Annotated in this window: 17 protein-coding genes; 7 read left to right on the forward strand and 10 right to left on the reverse strand. The window is 50.4% G+C overall.

Features of this window, described 5'->3' with window-relative positions; translation table 11 throughout:
- The 10 genes from ACM5Q9_RS12720 to ACM5Q9_RS12765 form a co-directional block, all read right to left on the reverse strand.
- On the reverse strand, positions 1-388 hold a 388-nt coding region (locus tag ACM5Q9_RS12720; protein WP_418145118.1), incomplete at its 3' end, for a tripartite tricarboxylate transporter TctB family protein.
- A 102-nt stretch (positions 389-490) separates the two neighbouring features.
- A complete protein-coding gene (locus tag ACM5Q9_RS12725; RefSeq protein ID WP_418145119.1) occupies positions 491-1,462 on the reverse strand; it encodes a tripartite tricarboxylate transporter substrate binding protein BugE in 972 nt (323 codons plus the stop codon).
- A 180-nt stretch (positions 1,463-1,642) separates the two neighbouring features.
- Complete coding sequence (locus ACM5Q9_RS12730) at positions 1,643-2,626, reverse strand: branched-chain amino acid ABC transporter permease (protein WP_418145120.1); 984 nt, start codon at positions 2,624-2,626, stop codon at positions 1,643-1,645.
- Entirely contained in the window at positions 2,623-3,510 is an 888-nt protein-coding gene (locus tag ACM5Q9_RS12735) for a branched-chain amino acid ABC transporter permease (protein WP_418145121.1), read from the reverse strand. The genes ACM5Q9_RS12730 and ACM5Q9_RS12735 overlap by 4 nt, the downstream gene beginning before the upstream one ends.
- 108 nt (positions 3,511-3,618) lie before the next feature.
- A complete protein-coding gene (locus ACM5Q9_RS12740; RefSeq protein WP_418145122.1) occupies positions 3,619-4,836 on the reverse strand; it encodes an ABC transporter substrate-binding protein in 1,218 nt (405 codons plus the stop codon).
- 31 nt (positions 4,837-4,867) lie between these two features.
- Entirely contained in the window at positions 4,868-5,587 is a 720-nt protein-coding gene (locus ACM5Q9_RS12745; RefSeq protein WP_418145123.1) for an ABC transporter ATP-binding protein, read from the reverse strand.
- A gap of 1 nt (position 5,588) precedes the next feature.
- The gene (locus tag ACM5Q9_RS12750) at positions 5,589-6,359 is read right to left on the reverse strand and encodes an ABC transporter ATP-binding protein (protein WP_418145124.1); all 771 of its coding nucleotides are present in this window, start codon (positions 6,357-6,359) and stop codon (positions 5,589-5,591) included.
- A gap of 234 nt (positions 6,360-6,593) precedes the next feature.
- Positions 6,594-8,027 (reverse strand): NAD-dependent succinate-semialdehyde dehydrogenase, encoded by a 1,434-nt coding sequence (locus ACM5Q9_RS12755; protein ID WP_418145125.1) that lies wholly within the window; start codon positions 8,025-8,027, stop codon positions 6,594-6,596.
- A gap of 61 nt (positions 8,028-8,088) precedes the next feature.
- Positions 8,089-9,279 (reverse strand): aromatic amino acid transaminase, encoded by a 1,191-nt coding sequence (locus ACM5Q9_RS12760; protein ID WP_418145126.1) that lies wholly within the window; start codon positions 9,277-9,279, stop codon positions 8,089-8,091.
- A gap of 158 nt (positions 9,280-9,437) precedes the next feature.
- Complete coding sequence (locus ACM5Q9_RS12765) at positions 9,438-10,484, reverse strand: ABC transporter substrate-binding protein (protein WP_418145127.1); 1,047 nt, start codon at positions 10,482-10,484, stop codon at positions 9,438-9,440.
- Positions 10,485-10,855: 371 nt separating this feature from the next.
- Here ACM5Q9_RS12765 and ACM5Q9_RS12770 point away from each other — a divergent pair, with 371 nt between their 5' ends.
- The 7 genes from ACM5Q9_RS12770 (at position 10,856) to rplN (ending at position 18,556) form a co-directional block, all read left to right on the forward strand.
- Positions 10,856-12,334 (forward strand): PLP-dependent aminotransferase family protein, encoded by a 1,479-nt coding sequence (locus ACM5Q9_RS12770; protein ID WP_418145128.1) that lies wholly within the window; start codon positions 10,856-10,858, stop codon positions 12,332-12,334.
- A 120-nt stretch (positions 12,335-12,454) separates the two neighbouring features.
- Entirely contained in the window at positions 12,455-13,825 is a 1,371-nt protein-coding gene (locus ACM5Q9_RS12775) for an aspartate aminotransferase family protein (protein ID WP_418145129.1), read from the forward strand.
- A gap of 18 nt (positions 13,826-13,843) precedes the next feature.
- A complete protein-coding gene (locus ACM5Q9_RS12780) occupies positions 13,844-14,956 on the forward strand; it encodes an ABC transporter ATP-binding protein (RefSeq protein ID WP_418145130.1) in 1,113 nt (370 codons plus the stop codon).
- 64 nt (positions 14,957-15,020) lie between these two features.
- Positions 15,021-16,280 carry an ABC transporter permease gene (locus ACM5Q9_RS12785; RefSeq protein WP_418145131.1) on the forward strand — a complete coding sequence of 420 codons (1,260 nt, stop codon included), beginning with the start codon at positions 15,021-15,023 and terminating at the stop codon, positions 16,278-16,280.
- Positions 16,277-17,116 (forward strand): ABC transporter permease, encoded by an 840-nt coding sequence (locus ACM5Q9_RS12790; protein ID WP_418145132.1) that lies wholly within the window; start codon positions 16,277-16,279, stop codon positions 17,114-17,116. Before ACM5Q9_RS12785 ends, ACM5Q9_RS12790 begins: the two co-directional genes overlap by 4 nt.
- A 1-nt stretch (position 17,117) precedes the next feature.
- Positions 17,118-17,858, forward strand: a complete 741-nt coding sequence (locus ACM5Q9_RS12795) for an SDR family NAD(P)-dependent oxidoreductase (RefSeq protein ID WP_418145133.1) — start codon at positions 17,118-17,120, stop codon at positions 17,856-17,858.
- A 329-nt stretch (positions 17,859-18,187) separates the two neighbouring features.
- Complete coding sequence (gene rplN / locus ACM5Q9_RS12800) at positions 18,188-18,556, forward strand: 50S ribosomal protein L14 (RefSeq protein ID WP_169293345.1); 369 nt, start codon at positions 18,188-18,190, stop codon at positions 18,554-18,556.
- The last annotated feature ends 4 nt before the right edge of the window (positions 18,557-18,560 follow it).

Below are 18,560 nucleotides of genomic sequence, written 5' to 3' on the forward strand. Positions count from 1 at the left end.
CCAGGAAAATGGCATTGCCGATGGCGATTTTAAGGCTGAACTCATGACTGGCCAGGCTGCTGAAAATGACCAGCAGAACCAGTGAAATGTACAGACCCAGGTTATCCAGCATGACACCGAACACCACAATCGAGCCGATGATCAGGGCCAGAATGTCAAAGTCGAACTTGCCAATATGGTGATCGTCACCTTCTTTGCCCCGCAGGGAAGTCAGGGTCACAAGACCGCCCAGCAAAGCCAGGACAACCCCCAGCCAAAATGGAAAATAGCCAGGCCCCATGCGGGCAGGCGTGCCCATGTCATAGCTCGTGGCGAACAGCGAAAAACCGACGCCCAGAGCGATGAACATCAAGCCGGACCAGAAGTCCTGTTGATTCTTAATGTGCATAACTTACAACCTTAGTTAGATAGATAAAATATGTGAGATTTATAAATGATTGAGCAAAAAAGCGGATGAGACTTTCATCCGCCTTTTACAGAGCAGACCTATTTACTGCAATTGAATATTGCCTTTTTTTACAACGTCCCTGGCCCAGTCATACTGTTGCTGGATTTCCTTGGCGAACTCTTCAGGTGTGTTGCCTGAGGGGAAAGCACCCTGCTTTTCCAGGGCAGTAACTACTGCCGGGTCTTTCAATGCTTCAGTTGCCGCTTTATGCAGGGTGGTAATGACATCTTCGGGGGTACCGGCAGGTGCCAGCAGGCCATACCATACCGGTTGGTTCAATTCAGGGTAACCCAGTTCCTTAAAGGTAGGAACATCTTTCATGCTATCCAGGCGTTCTTCCCAGGCAATGGCCAAGGGACGAAGGTTCTTGGCTTCGATTTGCGGGAAAGATGATGGCAGGTTGTCGAACAGGATGGCAATTTGTCCGCCAACGGCATCGGTTACGGCCGGGCCTGAACCACGATAAGGTACATGAACGATATCGGTTTTGGTTGACTGGCGGAAGGCTTCGCCAAACAGGTGCAGGACGCCGCAGGTACCGGAAGAACCGTAAGAATACTTATTGGGATTGGCTGTGACTTCGGCCAAGAAAGCCTTGAAATCGTTGGCAGGGAATTTAGGATTGACTTCAAGAACGTTGGGCACGTTGGCGAAGTTGGTGATCGGTGCAAAATCCTTGAGTGCATCGTAACCCAGTCCTTCGGGTTTGCAAGCCGGGTTTACACCCAAGGTTGAAACGGTTGCGATGGAAAGCGTATAGCCATCAGGTTTCGCACGGGCAGCCTCGGAGGCACCGATTGCGCCACCGGCACCGGCTTTATTTTCAACCACCATGGGTTTGCCCAGGATATCGCTCATTTTGGCGGTGACGACCCGGGTCACGATATCGGTAGAGCCGCCTGGTGCAAAAGGCACAATGACGCGAATGGGTTTAGTAGGAAAGTCAGCCGCATATGAGGTACCACTAATGATGGCAGCAGTACTGAAAATGGCGGTTAAAAGGGATTTTTTCATATAAATTCCTTGACGATTTGTAAATACTATATCGAAAAATATGCTTATAAAAATAATTAATTTCGAAGTAGGGCAGATGATAGTAAGAACAACATGAGCCTTGCAAGCATAAACACAAAAAATAAGGGTAATTGCTTAGATATTTGTACGATACTTGCAAGGTTTAGCGGATATTTGTAACTATTGACTTTTACTTTGTCTTGCTATGAAAAAATGTGATAGTTCACCAACAATTCCTTTTCGGAAGGCCATGACGCAGATAATAAAGATGAGTCCCATGACGATGGTAACCGATTCTCCCAGTGTTGAAAACCATTGTACACCGGTTGTATCGGCAATCATGCGGCCAAAGTCGCCAATCTTGTTTTCGAGCATGACCACAATGAAAGCGCCAATGACGGGTCCAATAAAGGTGCCTACACCACCAATCAAAGTCATTAACACGACCATCCCTGACATTTGCCACATGGCATCGGACAGGGTGGCAGAAACGAACACCAGCGTTTTGGTGGCACCGGCCAGCCCGGCTATGGCGGCAGACAGCACAAAGGCCAACAACTTGTATTTGTCTACATCATAGCCAAGAGAAATGGCACGGGGTTCGTTTTCCTTGATGGCCTTCAGGATCTGGCCAAAAGGCGAGTTGACGGTTCGCCAGCAGATGAAATAGCCAATCATGAAGACGCCTACTACCATATAGTATAGGTTCAGGTCGTTTTTCAGGTCCAGCAGGCCAAACAGGTGTCCCCTTGGCACGCCTTGCAGGCCATCTTCACCACCGGTAAATGGGGCTTGCAGGAAGAAAAAGAAGACCATCTGTGCCATTGCCAGGGTAATCATGGTGAAATAAATACCGCTGCGCCGTATGGCAAGGCCCCCGATAACGAAGCCAAGTAAACCGGCAATCAGCATGCCGTAAAGAATGCCCAGTTCGGGTGAAAAGCCCCATACTTTAATGGCATGGCCTGAAGCGTAGGCCGCGCTGCCAAGGAAAGCGGCGTGCCCGAATGAAAGCAGCCCGACGTGTCCAAGCAGGAGGTTGAAGGCACATGCAAACAGGGCATAGCACAGGATTTTCATGACGAAAATGGGGTATATGCCGAACGAAGGCAATAAGGCGGCCACAATGGCAAATAATACATAGCCAAGGATTTGTCGGTTCATTTTTCTTTCCCAAAAAGTCCGGCGGGGCGGAGTAATAAAACAATGGCCATAATGATAAAGACAACCGTGCTGGAGGCTTCTGGCCAGAATACTTTGGTCAGCCCCTCAATAACGCCCAGGCCAAGACCGGTCACAATCGAGCCCATAATGGAGCCCATGCCACCGATAACCACCACCGCAAACACGACAATAATCAGGTTGGCCCCCATGAGTGGAGAGACTTGCAGCACGGGGGCTGCCAGTACACCGGCAAAACCGGCCAGGGCAACACCAAACCCATAGGTCAGGGTAATCATGAGGGGTACGTTAATCCCGAATGCCTCCACCAGCTTGGGGTTTTCGGTACCAGCACGCAATAATGAACCAAGACGTGTTTTTTCAATCATGAACCAGGTGAACAGGCAAACAATAATTGATGCCAGCACAATCCAGCCGCGATAAATGGGCAGGATCATGAAACCCAGGTTGATTGCTCCGCGCAGGGCTTCGGGGGTTGGGTAGGGTTGGCCGGAAACACCATAGAAACTGCGGAATATGCCTTCGATTAGCAGGGCTATTCCGAAAGTAAGCAGCAGGCCATAAAGATGGTCGAGCTTGTATAAATGGCGAAGCAGCAACCTCTCGATGATCATGCCGAAAATACCGACCAGGATCGGTGCGACAACAAGCATGACCCAGTAATTGAGGCCCAGGTATTGCAGGCCGATCCATGCCAGGAAGGCACCCAGCATGTATAAGGCGCCATGGGCGAAGTTGATGACGTTGAGAAGACCGAAAATGACGGCCAGTCCCAATGAGAGAATTGCATAAAATGAGCCGTTTACCAGGCCCAGTAGAATCTGGCCAAGAAAGGCTTGAATAGGGATGCCGAAAATATCAATCATAATGCATAACGTTCAGTTTATTTATTGACAACATTTTTTAACTGGTGTTCTGGCAGCCCCGGGTAGAGGCTGCCATGACTACAGCACTAATCCAGATGAAGTTGTAATTTACAGCTTGCAGCTGGATTCGCTTGCCGGACCGAAGGCTTTTTCTCCGTCGATTTTTTCAACGACGTTATAGTAATCCCATGGTGCCTTGGATTCTTCCGGGGTTTTGACCTGCATCAGGTACATGTCGTGGATCATCAGGCCATCCTTGCGAACGATGGCGTCTTTGGCAAAGAAGTTGTTGATGGTATTGGATTTGAACCATTTCATGATGGCTTCGCCATCATCAGTGCCGGTTTCCTTGATGGCTTTCAGGTAGGTTTCCGCGGCGGTGTAATCGGCAGCCTGCACAAATGAGGGCTTGCGCTTGATGCGCTCCTCGAATTTGGCTGCCCATGCTCGTGACTCGTCATCCTGGTTCCAATACCAAGGGGCTGTCAGGTACAGTCCCTGCGTATCTTTCAGGCCCAGTGCGTGCACATCGTTGATGAACACCAGCAAACCGGCCGGTTTCATGGCGGGGGTTACGCCAAATTCGCTGGCAGCCTTGATGGAGTTGATGAAGTCACCCCCTGCATTGGCCAGCCCCAGGATCTGGGCGCCAGAGGTTTGTGCCTGCAGCATGTAGGAAGAAAAGTCGGTGGTGCTTAATGGCACACGAACCGAGCCCTTGATGCTGCCACCAGCTGCTTTCACCACATTAATGGTGTCTTGCTCAAGGGAATGACCAAAAGCGTAATCGGCGGTGATGAAGAACCAGTCTTTGCCGCCCTGGTTATACACGGCAGTACCGGTCACATTGGCCAGTGCCTTGGTGTTATAGGCATAGTGAATGGTGAACGGGGTGCAGTGGGTGGTAGTTAGGGCTGTTGATCCTGCGCCAATCGAGATGTAGGGCTTTTTCTTTTCGGCGGCGACGGCAGCGGAAGCCAGGGCAGTGGCAGAGTTTGTGCCACCAATAATCAGGTCAACTTTGTCCTGGTCGATCCATTCGCGGACTTTGGCTGAAGCCACGTCGGCCTTGTTTTGGTGATCAGCGGTTACCAATTCGATTTTCTTGCCATTGATTTCACCACCGGCGGCTTCGATGGCCATTTTGATGGCCTCGCCACCGGCAGGGCCGTCCAGGTCAGAATAAACACCGGACATGTCGGTAATAAAACCGATTTTGATAACGTCATTGGAAATCCCCTGGGCATGGGCAAGGCCCAGGCTGGATAGGGTGATTGCGGTGGCCAAGGCTGTTTTTTTCAGTTTTGCTGTTTTATTTAATTGCATGTTTGTCTCCGGGTATTGAATGAAAAATAGCTTAGACACCTAGCAGGGTATGCAGGGTATCCTGTTTGGCTTCCAGCTCGGAAGCCGGGAATTGTTCAACGATTTCACCATGTTCCATGACATAGAAATGATCGGCCAACGGTGCGGCGAAGCGGAAGTTCTGCTCAACCATGACAATCGTGAAGCCTTTGGCTTTGAGGGTGGTGATCATGCGGGCCAGGGTTTGGACGATGACGGGTGCAAGACCTTCTGAAATTTCATCCAGCAGCAAGATATTGGCGCCTGTGCGTAAAATACGGGCAACCGCCAGCATCTGCTGTTCACCGCCCGACAGTCGGGTTCCGGGTGAATGGCGACGCTCTAGCAGGTTGGGGAACATGTCGTAAATTTCTTCCAGTGACATGCCCTGGCCACCAGCGGTGCTGCCGTTGAGTTGGGGTGGCAGCAGCAGGTTTTCTTCGCAACTCAGGCTGGCAAAGATGCCACGTTCTTCGGGGCAATAGCCGATACCCAGGTGGGCAATTTTATGGGTGGGCAGGTTTATTGCTTCAACACCATGGACCTTGACGGAGCCTTTACGGGATCCGGTGAGTCCCAACAATGCCCGCAGGGTGGTAGTACGGCCTGCGCCATTGCGGCCAAGCAGGGTAATGACCTGCCCCTTGGGAATGCTGATGTTGACGCCATGCAGGATATGGGATTCTCCATACCAGGCTTGCAAATCCTTGATTTCAAGTGCGAGGGCGGTCATTTTAGTGAGCTCCTTCCAGTACACCTTCGGAAGTGCCCATATAGGCCTCCATTACGGCAGGGTTGCGGGAAACTTCCTGGTAATTGCCTTCGGCCAGGGTTGCGCCACGTGCCAGGACAGTGATTTTGTCGGCAATCGAGGCAATGACATTCATATTGTGTTCGACCATCAGGATAGTGCGTCCGGCACTGACTTTTTTGATCAGTTGGGTAACTCTGTCCACGTCTTCATGGCCCATGCCCTGGGTAGGTTCGTCAAGCAGCATGAGTTCGGGTTCCATGCCTAGTGTGGTGGCAATTTCCAGTGCCCGTTTGCGACCATAGGGCAGGTTCGAGGTGATTTCATTTTCAAATTCAAGCAAATCAACCTCTGCCAGCAATTCCCTGGCACGGTCGTCAAGTTCATGCAGGCATTTGTTGCTTTGCCAGAAATGGAAAGAGTTGTTTTGCTGGCGTTGCAGGCCGACGCGCACGTTCTCGAGGACGGTCAGTTCGGGAAAAACCGCTGAGATCTGGAAGGAGCGGATAATGCCTTTGCGTGCAATCTGTGCCGGTTTTTCAGCGGTAATATTGATGCCATTGAAGAAAATGCTGCCTGAGGTGGGACGCAGGAATTTTGTTAGTAAATTGAAGCAGGTGGTTTTGCCGGCGCCATTCGGGCCGATAAGCGCGTGAATGTGTCCGCGCTGCACTTGCAGGTTTACATTGTTTACCGCCACAAAACCCAGGAATTCTTTGGTCAGGTTTTTTGTCTCTAGTATTAAATCACTCATGTTATGCATTAATTCTGAAAAGTAGTGATTGAAAACACGGGTGTCTCCCATGCATTTGTTACAGGACGAGTATGCGGTAGAAATGGATTGGCTAGCTATAGGTGCTTTCCATAGGGTTTTAAGATTAAAGCGAGTTGAAATGAAAAAAACGCAAAGAACATGCGGCTCTTTGCGTTTTCAGTTATAAATAAATAACTTTTTATCTGCCGTTAAATTGTAAAAACGGCATGATTGTTATACGTGTGTAATAAACTTCGTGACCAAATATCCGTCAAAGGTTTCGGTGCCGCCTTCACTGCCGATACCGCTGTCTTTTACGCCACCAAAGGGGGTTTCCGGCAGGGCAGAGCCAAAGTGGTTAATATTGACCATGCCGGCCTCAAGTGTATTGGACACTTTGGTTGCGGTTTGAAGTGAATTGGTAAATACATATGAAGACAGGCCGAAAGGAAGGCTGTTGGCCCTGGCCAGGACTTCATCGGTATCGCTGAATTTAACCACCGGGGCAATCGGGCCAAAAGGCTCTTCAGTCATGAGTTTTGCGTCATCTTTTATATTGGTGACAACGGTTGGCGGGAAGAAATAACCGGTTTGTGACAGTGGGTTGCCACCCAGTTCGATGGTTGCGCCACGCTGCCTTGCATCTTCAACAAAGGCACTCATGCTGCCAATCCGACGCTCGTGCGCCAGTGGGCCCATTTCGGTGCCTTGTGCCGTGCCATCGCCAACCTGGATGCTTTTTAGTGCGTTGACAAAAATATCCAGGAACTGGTCATAGGCTTTTTCCTGAACGTAAAACCGGGTCGGTGAAACGCAGACCTGGCCGGCATTGCGGATCTTGAATTTGGCCAGGCTTTTGGCTGCCTGCTCGATATTGGCGTCATCAAAGACCAGCACCGGAGAATGGCCACCCAGTTCCATGGTGATGCGTTTCATGTGCGCGCCTGCCAGGGCTGCCAGTTGTTTGCCAACCGGAACCGATCCGGTAAAAGATACTTTGCGCACGATCGGGGATTTAATCAGATAGTCGGATATCTTTGCCGGTTCACCCCATACAATGTTCAGCACCCCTTTGGGCAGGCCGGCATCATGGAAGATGCGGGCAATGGCCATGACCGCACTGGGTGAGTCTTCGGGGCCTTTCAGGATGATGGAGCAACCGGCACCAATGGCGGCCGAGATTTTACGGATCGCCTGGTTGTAGGGGAAGTTCCATGGGGTGAAAGCCGCACATACGCCAATTGGCTCACGCACTACGATCTGGCGTACGTTGGGGGTACGGGGCGGGATGACTCGGCCGTAAATGCGGCGGCATTCTTCGGCATGCCAGTCGCAGTGGTCTGCACATGAGATGATTTCACCAACGGCTTCTGCCAGTGGCTTGCCCTGGTCACGGGTCAGGTTCAAGCCGATTTCCTGGGCACGTTCGCGGGACAATTGAGCCGCTTTGCGTAAAATGGCGGAGCGATCCATGGGGGAACTGTGTTTCCATAAATCGAAAGCCCGCTGTGCGGCAGACAGGGCGCGATCCAGGTCGGCTTCGCTGGCGTGGGGCAACTGCCCCAATACTTCAAGTGTCGCTGGGTTAATTACATCCTGGGTTTTGCGTCCTCCACCGGAAATAAACTCGCCATCTATATACAGACTCAGTGCTTCATATTGACTCATTTCTCTTCAGTCCTCGTTTTGTGTTTGGATTAAATTTATTATTTCAATACTAAATTTTTTGCTAAACCACTTTACTGACAGACTCGGCAAAGTAGGTAACGTTGTCTTCATTAAGGCCGGGAACGCTGATGCGCCCGGAGTCGATAAAGTAGACGCCGTAATCGGCACGCAGTTTTTCAATTTGCGGCAGGCTCAGGCCGGTATAGCTGAACATGCCATTTTGCTTGATGATGAACGAGCTGTCGAAATGAGGTGCCTGTGCCTTCAGGATGTCGTAGGCTTTCTGGCGAATATTCCTGATGCGTGTACGCATTTCATTGACTTCGCTATCCCACATGGCAAACAGTTCCGGATCGTTAAGTACATCGGAAATCATGCGGGCGCCATGCAAGGGCGGATTGGAGTAAATGCGGCGCACCAACAACTTGATTTGCCCCAGTACCCGATCGGCTTCCAGGGTGTTTTGGCACACGACGGAAAGGGCGCCACAGCGCTCGGCATAAAAAGAAAAATTCTTGGAAAAAGAGTTGGCCACCAGCATCGGGATGTTTCTGGACGCCAGTAACCGGATGGCAAAGGCATCTTCATCAAGGCCATTACTGAAACCCTGATAGGCAATGTCCAGGAAGGGGATCAGTTTGTGCTCAACCAGGATGTCGGCAATTTCTTCCCATTGTGCGGTGGACAGGTCAGCCCCGGTGGGATTGTGGCAGCAAGGATGCAGCAGCACAATGCTGCCCGCAGGGATAGTCTGCAGGGTTTGTTTCATCTCGTCAAACAGCAAAACGCCATTGACCGAATCGTAATAGGGGTAGGTATGGGTTTTCAGGCCTGCGCCTTCAAAAATGGAATGGTGGTTATCCCAGCCCGGGTTGCTAATCCAGATTTCACTATTTGGGCTGGCCAAATGCAGCAGTTCTCCTCCGATGCGCAGGGCACCGGTGCCACCCACGCTTTGCATGGTCACAATGCGGCCTTCCTCCAGGGCGGCGCATTCAGTGCCAAAAAGCAGTTTCTGGACCGCGCTGCGATAGCTGGCTAAACCTTCCATGGGAAGATACTGGCGGGTTTCGGGTTGTTGAGCACGTTTCAGTTCGGCTTGATGGATGCTGTTCAGGACGGGAATCTGGCCTTTGCCGTCATAGTAAAGCCCAACGGTCAGATCTACTTTGTTTTGGCGCTGGTCTTGGCGGAACATATCACCAATTCTGAAAATGGGGTCACCTGCATAAGGTGCTAAATGCTCAAACATGGTTTTCCTTCTGGTTAAAAGCGAGTGTGCATACAAAAAAATAACTGTACCATGGAAAAGCAGGGTTCAATGTATGGGTTTGCTTGCCGCAATGCAATCATCTCCGGGTGAAAGCACCCGGAGATGATTGATTAATACATTGATTTAAAAAAGGATTGTTATTGTGCTACCCAAGCGTTGTAGCGTTGCTCAAGGGCATCACCATAATCAGTCCAGAAATTGACATCCAGTGCAATGGCGTTTTCCATGTTTTCTTTGGAGCTGGGCATGTCTTTGGCGATGTCAGCCGGCAGGGCCTCAATGGCTGCAGTGGTTGGCGGGCCGTAGGGCAGGAGTGTTGAAAAGGCCACCAGGTTCTCGGGCTGGCTGGCATGCTTGATCAGCTTATGGGCATTTTCAACATTGGGAGAACCTTTGGGAATGGCCCAATAATCAATGGCATACAGACTCTGGTCCCAGACTAGGCCAAGCGGGCGTTTGTTTTCTTTGTTGATGGCATGGGTAATTCGGCCATTGTAGGCGGAAGACATGATGACATCACCGGCCACCAGGTATTGACCGGGTTGTGCACCCGACTCCCACCATTGGATATAGGGTTTGATTTCATCCAGTTTCTTGAAGGCACGGTCAACGCCTTCTGGGGTTGCCAGTACTGTGTAAACCTCTTTGGGAGACACGCCATCGGCCATCAGGGCAATTTCAAGTGTGTATTTGGCGCCTTTGCGCAGGGACCGTTTGCCCGGGTATTTTTTTACATCCCAGAAGTCAGCCCAGGAGGTGGGGGCTTCCTTTAGTTTGTCTTTGTTGTAGGCCAGGGCCACCGACCAGATAAATGTGCCCACACCGCATTCATGTGCTCCATTTTCGATAAAGTCGGATTGTGGAATAACCTTGCTGTAATCAATTTCTTCAAACAGGCCTTCGGCGCAACCGCGCTCCAGTTCGGGGGCCTCAACCTCTACCACATCCCACTGGACGCTTTTGGTGTCAACCATGCTTTTTATTTTTCCCATCTCCCCGTTCCAGTCCGCAGAATTGATTCTGATGCCGGTTTCTTTTTCAAAAGGCTGGAAGTAGACTTTTTCCATGGCGGTTTTTGCATCACCACCGAAAGAAACCACAGTAAGACTTTGAGCAGAGGCGGCAGCAGTAAAGGCGCTGAGTATGAAGCCTGTGACAATGGCTGAACGAGCGTGTTTAAGCATAATTTCACATCCTTGTGTTTGGACATTATTGAATCATTTTCCGTCTCAGGCCGGCTTTTGGGCGGAACCCTGAAGGTTGAGCCTGAAGAAAAGTGATGGTGGTGACATCATCGCAATTTTTGTTTTTTAAAGGAAATAGGGGTTTTCCCGTGAAGTGATGAGGTGGCTGCAGGATTGATGGATATGGATTGCGGGATTATTAAAATGAATGCAATAAATCGTTAACTGGTTATTACAACCATAAATGCTCATGGATAATGAGGCGTGAATTTGGAGTGAGATTGTCTGATGCTTTTTTAGTTCATGGTTATAAAAAACAACAATTTCAATATTAAATTAAATATGAAAATAATGATTGATGTGCGAGTCTTATGTTTGAAATTCCATTAGCTGAACTAGTGCTTGAAAAGCTGAACCGTGATGATAAAACCCCATTGCAACGTCAGCTTTATCAAATCATTCATGATCTGATCAACAATGGTAAATTGCCACCGGACAAAAAGCTGCCTTCTTCCCGTTTTCTGAGCAAAGAGGCGGGTATTTCGCGAATTACCGTTTCTTTGGTTTATGAGCGACTGATTACCGAAGGTTATCTGTACAGCAGGGAAGGTAGTGGCACGTATGTCTCAAAGGTGGTCACGCCGCTGGTACCTTCCGGCAATGCACCCGTCATGAAATCCTGGGTGTATTCCGAAAGGGGGGCCAGGTTGCTGTTGTCGGAAAGCAGTCCGCCGCAACCCAAGGGGGAATTTGTGCCTGGTATCCCCGATGTCTCCGAGTTCCCGTTTCATATCTGGCGAAAAATCCTGGGCAAATATTATTCAAAAAAATATCTTCACCTGTCGGGCTATGCCGAGTCGGGAGGCTATGTGGAATTGCGCAAGGCCATTGCCGCTTATCTGGCCATTTCCCGCTCCCTGCAGTGTGATCCCGACCAGGTTATTGTGACCTTTGGCACCCCCCAGTCGCTGGATTTATGTACCCGGCTGCTGAGTGACCCCGGGCAGCAGGCCTATATTGAGGATCCACCTTATTGGGCGACCGAGTCGGTGTTTGAGGCAGGGGGGATAAAGGTTAACTGCATACCGCTTGATGAAGAGGGAATCGCGCTGGAGGATGACATGATTGCCGTAAACGGCAAATTCATCTATGTCACGCCTTCACACCAGTACCCCACCGGTGTCACCATGTCGATGGCGCGGCGCGAGAAGATCCTGGCGCTTGCCCGAAAGCATCAGCTCTGGGTGATAGAAGATGATTATGACTGTGAGTTCAGGCATGATGACTTGCATTTGCCCTCTTTGCAAAGCCTGGATCAGGGCAATCATGTGATTTATTTCGGCACGTTCAGCAAATCCATGTTTTCAGGCCTGCGCTTAAGCTATATGGTGGTGCCACCAGGACTGGCTCCTGCCATGCGGCGGGCCATTTCAAACCTGTATTTGCCGGGCATGTTGCAGTTGCAGGCGTCCCTGGCCGAATTTATCAATGATGGCCATTTCTACCGGCATATCAAGAAAATGCGGGCCATTTATTTTGAGCGTGGCGCCTTGTTCCGGGAAAGGCTCAAAGCGGTTTTCGGCAATAAAGTCACCCTTTCCCAGGGCAATTCGGGTTTGCACCTAATGGCCCGATTCAATACCTTGTTAAGTTTCGAACAGTTCTCACTTTGTGCCCGTCGCCATGGCATGATTGTGCGTCAGGTCAAATTCCGCAAACCCACGGAACACGGGCTTTGCCTGGTGCTGGGCTACGGTGGCGTACCTACCCGGGATATTGCCGGAGCGGTTGATCGCCTGCAGCAAATTTTCATTGAAGGCGAGCGGGGAATGTTCTTCAGCGGCGCCTGAAAACGCAACTGGCCTGATCAAAATTACACAAGTGGATATAGCCGATTGCAGTTTCCTGTCTTAGGATAAAAAAACAGGACTGACTTGATTTTGCAATATTCGACGGTTACGGAGACCCAAATGGAAAATACATTAATTCAGCAGGAAAGTGACGATATCAATTACCACTTGCACCCTTACACCAATGCCCGCAAGCATCAGGAACAGGGGCCGTTGGTTATCGTTAAGGGAGATGGGGTCTACGTCGAAGATATTCATGGCAAGAAATATCTGGAAGCCATGGCAGGATTATGGAGTGTGGCGCTGGGCTTCAGCGAGAAAAGGCTGGTCCAGGCCGCCATGCGCCAGTTTGATATATTGCCGTTTTATCATCAGTTCACGCATAAAACCCATGATGTGGCTGCCCAATTTGCAAAAAGGCTCATTGAGATCGCTCCTGTGCCCATGAGCAAGGTGTTCTTTACCAACTCAGGCTCCGAGGCCAATGATACGGTCGTCAAACTGGTCTGGTATCGTTCCAATGCTTTGGGTTTGCCTAATAAAAAGAAAATCATCAGTCGTCTTAAGGGCTACCATGGTGTGACCGTTGCCGCTGCCAGTCTGACCGGTCTGCCAGGCAACCACCGTGGTTTTGATTTGCCGATTGATCGCATTTTGCATACGGCATGTCCGCATTACTGGCGTGATGCCCAGGAAGGTGAAAGTGAAGAACAGTTCTCAACCCGTATGGCCCAGGAACTGGAAAACCTGATCCAGAAAGAAGGCCCTGAAACCATTGCCGCGTTCATTGCCGAACCGGTTATGGGGGCGGGTGGCGTGATTGTGCCGCCTGCCACTTATTGGGAGAAAATCCAGGCGGTCCTGAAAAAGCATGACATCCTTTTTATTGCTGATGAAGTGATTTGTGGTTTTGGCCGTACCGGGAAAATGTTCGCCTCCGAAACTTTTGGCCTGAAACCCGATGTGCTGGTGCTGTCCAAACAAATTTCTTCTTCCTACCAGCCTTTGTCGGCCATTTTGCTGAATGAGAAAATGTTCAATCCGATTGCCGATGAAAGCAACAAGCTGGGCGTGCTGGGACATGGTTATACCGCAGGTGGCCATCCGGTGGCCGTAGCGGTGGGCATTGAAAACCTGAACATTATTCAAGAGCGTAATCTGGTGGAGAATGCGGCAACCGTTGGTGCGCATATGCTCAAGCGATTGCATGAGCTGGAAAATCATCCGCTGGTGGGTGAGGTGCGTGGCGTTGGCCTGATTGCCGGTGTTGAGCTGGTGATCGACAAAGCCAAGAAAACAGCGCTGGAAGTCCCAGGACAGCTGGGCACCATGGTAGGCAAAGTATTGCAGGATCTGGGTGTCATCTCACGCAATATCGGGGATACGCTTGCTTTTTGCCCACCTCTGATCATTACGGTTGAGCAGGTTGATGAGATGGTGGATAAATTCAAACAGGCGCTTGATATTGTTCATGAAAGATTGAATGGCTAAACAGAGGGGATAATGCTTATGTCTGGACCTGACAGCAATAATACGGATGTCCTGGTGCGTTTCAGGAATGTTCAGAAAAGCTATGACGGACGCTCCATGATTGTTAAAAACCTGAATCTGGATATACAACATGGTGAGTTCCTGACATTGCTGGGTCCGTCAGGTTCAGGCAAAACAACCAGCCTGATGATGCTTGCCGGCTTTGAAACGCCCACCTCGGGCACCATAGAGCTGGCAGGGCGTTCGCTGGACGATGTGCCCGCTTACAAACGCAATATTGGCATGGTGTTCCAGAACTATGCCCTGTTTCCGCACATGACGGTAGCCGAAAACCTGGCCTTTCCCCTGAAGGTCAGGGGGCTGGGCAAGGATGATATAAAAAAACGGGTGGAAAACGGTTTGGCCATGGTGCAACTGAATCAGTTCGGCAACCGTTTTCCCAGCCAGCTTTCAGGTGGGCAGCAGCAACGGGTGGCCCTGGCAAGGGCACTGGTATTCGAGCCCCAGGTGGTGCTGATGGATGAGCCCTTGGGTGCGCTTGACAAGCAATTGCGCGAGCATATGCAATACGAGATCAAGCGTTTGCACAACAAGTTGGGCATTACCGTGGTCTATGTCACCCACGATCAGGGTGAGGCCCTGACCATGTCCAATCGTGTGGCTGTTTTCAATGATGGTGTCATTCAGCAAATCGACTCACCCGAAGAGCTCTACGAGCGGCCTGTCACGGCATTCGTCGCCAATTTTATTGGCGAGAATAACCGTACCCATGGTCGTATTACCGGGGTTGAGAACGGGTATGGCACGGTTCTGCTGGACAATCGCACGCAAATACAGGGTGTGCTGGCCAATCCGTCCCTGAAAACCGGTGATATGGTGTCGGTTTCCATTCGCCCCGAGCGTGTCGTGATTGATCCGCCTGCCGGTAGTGCCGACCAAAACGGCCAGGGAGAAATTCTGGAATTCGTTTATTTCGGTGATCATGTCCGTTTGCGCCTGAATCTGTATGATAATCCGAATTTTGTGGTCAAGCAGCCTATTGCCTTGCTGAGCCAGACCCTGAAAGTGGGTAATCGGATTAATGTAGGCTGGAAGCGGGAATTTGTCCGTATTCTTGATCCCTATCAGTAACGTCGGGTTGAGGAGTTCGAGCTAGTCCGTCAAGCGTCCAGGGATAGGTCCAGAGGAAGGGATTATGAGTCAGATGGCAATAACAAAACCGGTTCTGTCCGCCAGCGAGGCGGCAGCCTTGCAAGTCAAGTTTTCAAAATCAACAAAGCGCAATAAAGTCAAGGCGTTTGGCCTGGTACTTCCTTTGGTTATTTTTCTGTTGTTGCTGTTTGTGGCACCTATTCTGGCTTTTTTGAATAAAAGCATTGAAAACCCTGAAGTGGTTTCCGTATTGCCCATGACAACCGAACAGTTGCGTGCATGGGAAGTGGGGCAGCCGCTGGAAGAAGGTTTTTACAGGGCTTTGGCCCAGGACCTGACCGTGGCCAAGCAGGCGAAAACCTCGGGTGACTTGATGCGCAGGTTGAATTTTGAAGAACCCGGTGCCCGTAGCCTGTTGTCAAAGACGGTGCGTAGAATGCCGGTTCCTGAAACGGTGACCTCTTATCGGGACGAGTTTGCAAAAACTGATGCCAGCTGGGCCGATCCGGCCATTTGGGCGCTGCTTAAGCGCAATTCAGGTGAATTTACCGCTTTTTATCTGTTGACGGCCCTGGATATGAAATATGACGCACGCAATGAGATTGTCCGTGCCGGTCCATCAGAGTCCGTTTTTCTGGATATCTATTTGCGCACCTTCAAAATGGCGCTGGTGGTGACGCTTTGTACCCTGGTCCTGGCCTATCCATTGGCTTATTTGCTGGCAACTTTGCCGGCCAAAACCAGTAACCTTCTCATGATCCTGGTTTTATTGCCATTCTGGACGTCCCTGCTGGTGCGAACCGCAGCCTGGATTGTATTGCTGCAAAATGGCGGAATTATCAATGGATTCTTAATGTGGGCGGGTCTTATAGAGCAGCCGGTGCAATTGGTCTTCAACCGGATCGGGGTGTACATAGCCATGGTGCATATTATGTTGCCGTTCATGATTCTGCCCATATACAGTGTTATGAAAGGGATTTCCCCCACGTATATCCGCGCGGCCGTGTCGCTGGGCTGTCACCCCATTATCAGTTTCTGGAAGGTTTATTTTCCCCAGACCGTGGCGGGTGTCAGTGCCGGGTGCCTGCTGGTGTTCATTACCTCCATCGGCTATTACATTACCCCTGCATTGCTGGGCGGTCCCAAAGACCAGATGATCAGTTACTTCATCGCCTTTTATACAAACGGTTCGATTAACTGGGGTCTGGCGGCTGCCCTGGGTGGGTTCCTGCTGCTGGCCACGCTTATTCTTTATGCCGTGTACAACCGTTTGGTTGGCAGTGGCAAAGTGAGGCTCGCATGAAAAAAAACAAAGAAAACCGTACGACCGTGGAAAGGGTTTGGTTTTATTTGCACCGGATTATTTGTGCACTGATTTTACTGTTCCTGATGGCGCCGGTACTGGTGATTGTGCCATTATCATTCAGTGAGAGTGCATTTCTGGTTTATCCGGTTCAGGGTTTTTCCCTGCGGTGGTATGAAAATTTCTTTTCATCGCCTACCTGGATGCTGGGCCTGAAGAACACCCTGATTGTGGCACCCGTGGCCACATTGATTGCGATGGTGCTGGGAACACTGGCGGCGTTGGGATTCAACCGTGCCAATTTCTTTGGCAAGGCATTTTTGATGAGTTTGCTGGTTTCACCCATGGTGGTGCCGGTTGTGATTGTGGGGGTGGCGGCTTACCTGTTTTTTGCACCTCTGGGTATGGCCAATAATATCTGGCTGCTGATCGTCATGCATGCGGTGCTGGGGGTGCCATTTGTTGTGATTACCGTACTGGCCACACTCGAGGGTTTTGACCAGAATCTGGTCAAGGCGGCCAGCAGTCTGGGGGCATCCCCGGTGTATGCGTTTTTCAGGGTCACTTTGCCGATTATTGCGCCCGGTGTTATTTCAGGCGGCCTGTTCGCCTTTGGTATTTCCTTTGATGAGGTGGTATTGACCTTATTTGTGGCGGGGCCCGAACAGTTTACCTTGCCCCGGGTCATGTTCAGTGGCATTCGTGAAAACCTGAATCCCACTATTGCCGCAGCGGCCACCTTACTGATTCTTTTTTCAGTCGTTATGCTCCTGACGCTGGAGTGGCTCAGGAGACGCAGTGAAAAAATGCGCCTAGGACTGGCGAACGGAGAATAATATGGCAGAGCAAACTCGATATGTATTGTTGACGGGCGCTAGTCGTGGCATTGGACATGCAACCGTCAAACTGTTTCAGGAGCGGGGATGGCGGATTTTTACCGTATCGCGCCAGCCTTTTTCGGAGGAATGCAGGTGGGCAGACGCCAGGGAAAGTCACATTCAGGCTGATTTGTCCGATTTGAATGGATTGCGTGATTTGGTGGCAACGGTACGTCAAAAGCTGCCTGATGGAAAACTGCATGCCTTGGTGAATAATGCCGGTATTTCACCCAAGGGGGAAGGGGGCGAACGCCTGGGCGTATTGGATACCGATGAGTTCACCTGGGTGAACGTATTGCGGGTGAACCTGGTTTCAACGGCCCTGTTGTCGCGTTATCTGTTTCCCGAACTTAAAAAAGCCGGCGGCAGTATAGTGAATGTCACCTCAATTGCCGGATCACGGGTTCACCCCTTTGCCGGTGCGGCCTATGCCGCGTCAAAAGCGGGTCTGGCGGCGCTGACCCGCGAGCAGGCTCATGAGTTTGCCCCCCAGGGGGTAAGGGTCAATGCCATAGCACCGGGGGAGATCAATACCTCCATCCTTTCTCCGGATACGCATAAAATTGTTGAGACCCAGATTCCCATGCACCGCCTGGGAACGCCTCACGAAGTGGCGCAGGCCATTTATTATTTATGCAGTGAAGAGTCTTCCTACATTAATGGTTCGGAACTGCAAATCAACGGTGGTCAGCACGTCTAAACGGTACAAAAATCTTTGCCAAAGGGCTAAATACGGCTGGGAAAGTGCGATATATTGTTGTTTTTAAAGTATTATCCGGAAAGCGGGCGTTTAAAAGGCTTGCTAAAGAAAGCCTTTTAGTGTATATTAGTAGTCTTCGCTCATTCTACAGTGGGTGGAGAGTTCTTATTTAAGCAGATTTCAACCCAGGGTGGTTTGGTTTAAAGCCAAGCGGTTTTAAGTTAAACAATCTGACGGGACCAAAACTGGTTATATGAATAGCGAAAGCGAATATGGTCCGCCACATTTTGTTTGGCGGTATATGTAACTAAGTTGGAACAGGAATAATCATGATCCAAATGCAAAGCACGCTAGACGTGGCTGATAATACCGGTGCGCGCCGTATAATGTGCATCAAGGTATTAGGCGGCTCTAAGCGCCGTTATGCTTCCATCGGTGACATTATTAAAGTTAGTGTTAAAGATGCAGCACCGCGCGGACGCGTCAAAAAAGGCGAAATTTATAACGCGGTGGTCGTACGTACGGCCAAAGGCGTTCGTCGTAAAGATGGCTCATTAATCCGTTTTGGCGGTAATGCAGCTGTATTGCTCAATGCCAAGCTGGAGCCAATCGGTACTCGCATTTTCGGCCCTGTTACGCGTGAATTGCGTACAGAGCGCTTTATGAAGATCGTGTCCCTGGCACCTGAAGTGTTATAAGAGG

This window comes from Advenella sp. RU8 (assembly GCF_048381675.1).
In the GTDB taxonomy this organism is placed as follows: domain Bacteria; phylum Pseudomonadota; class Gammaproteobacteria; order Burkholderiales; family Burkholderiaceae_B; genus Advenella.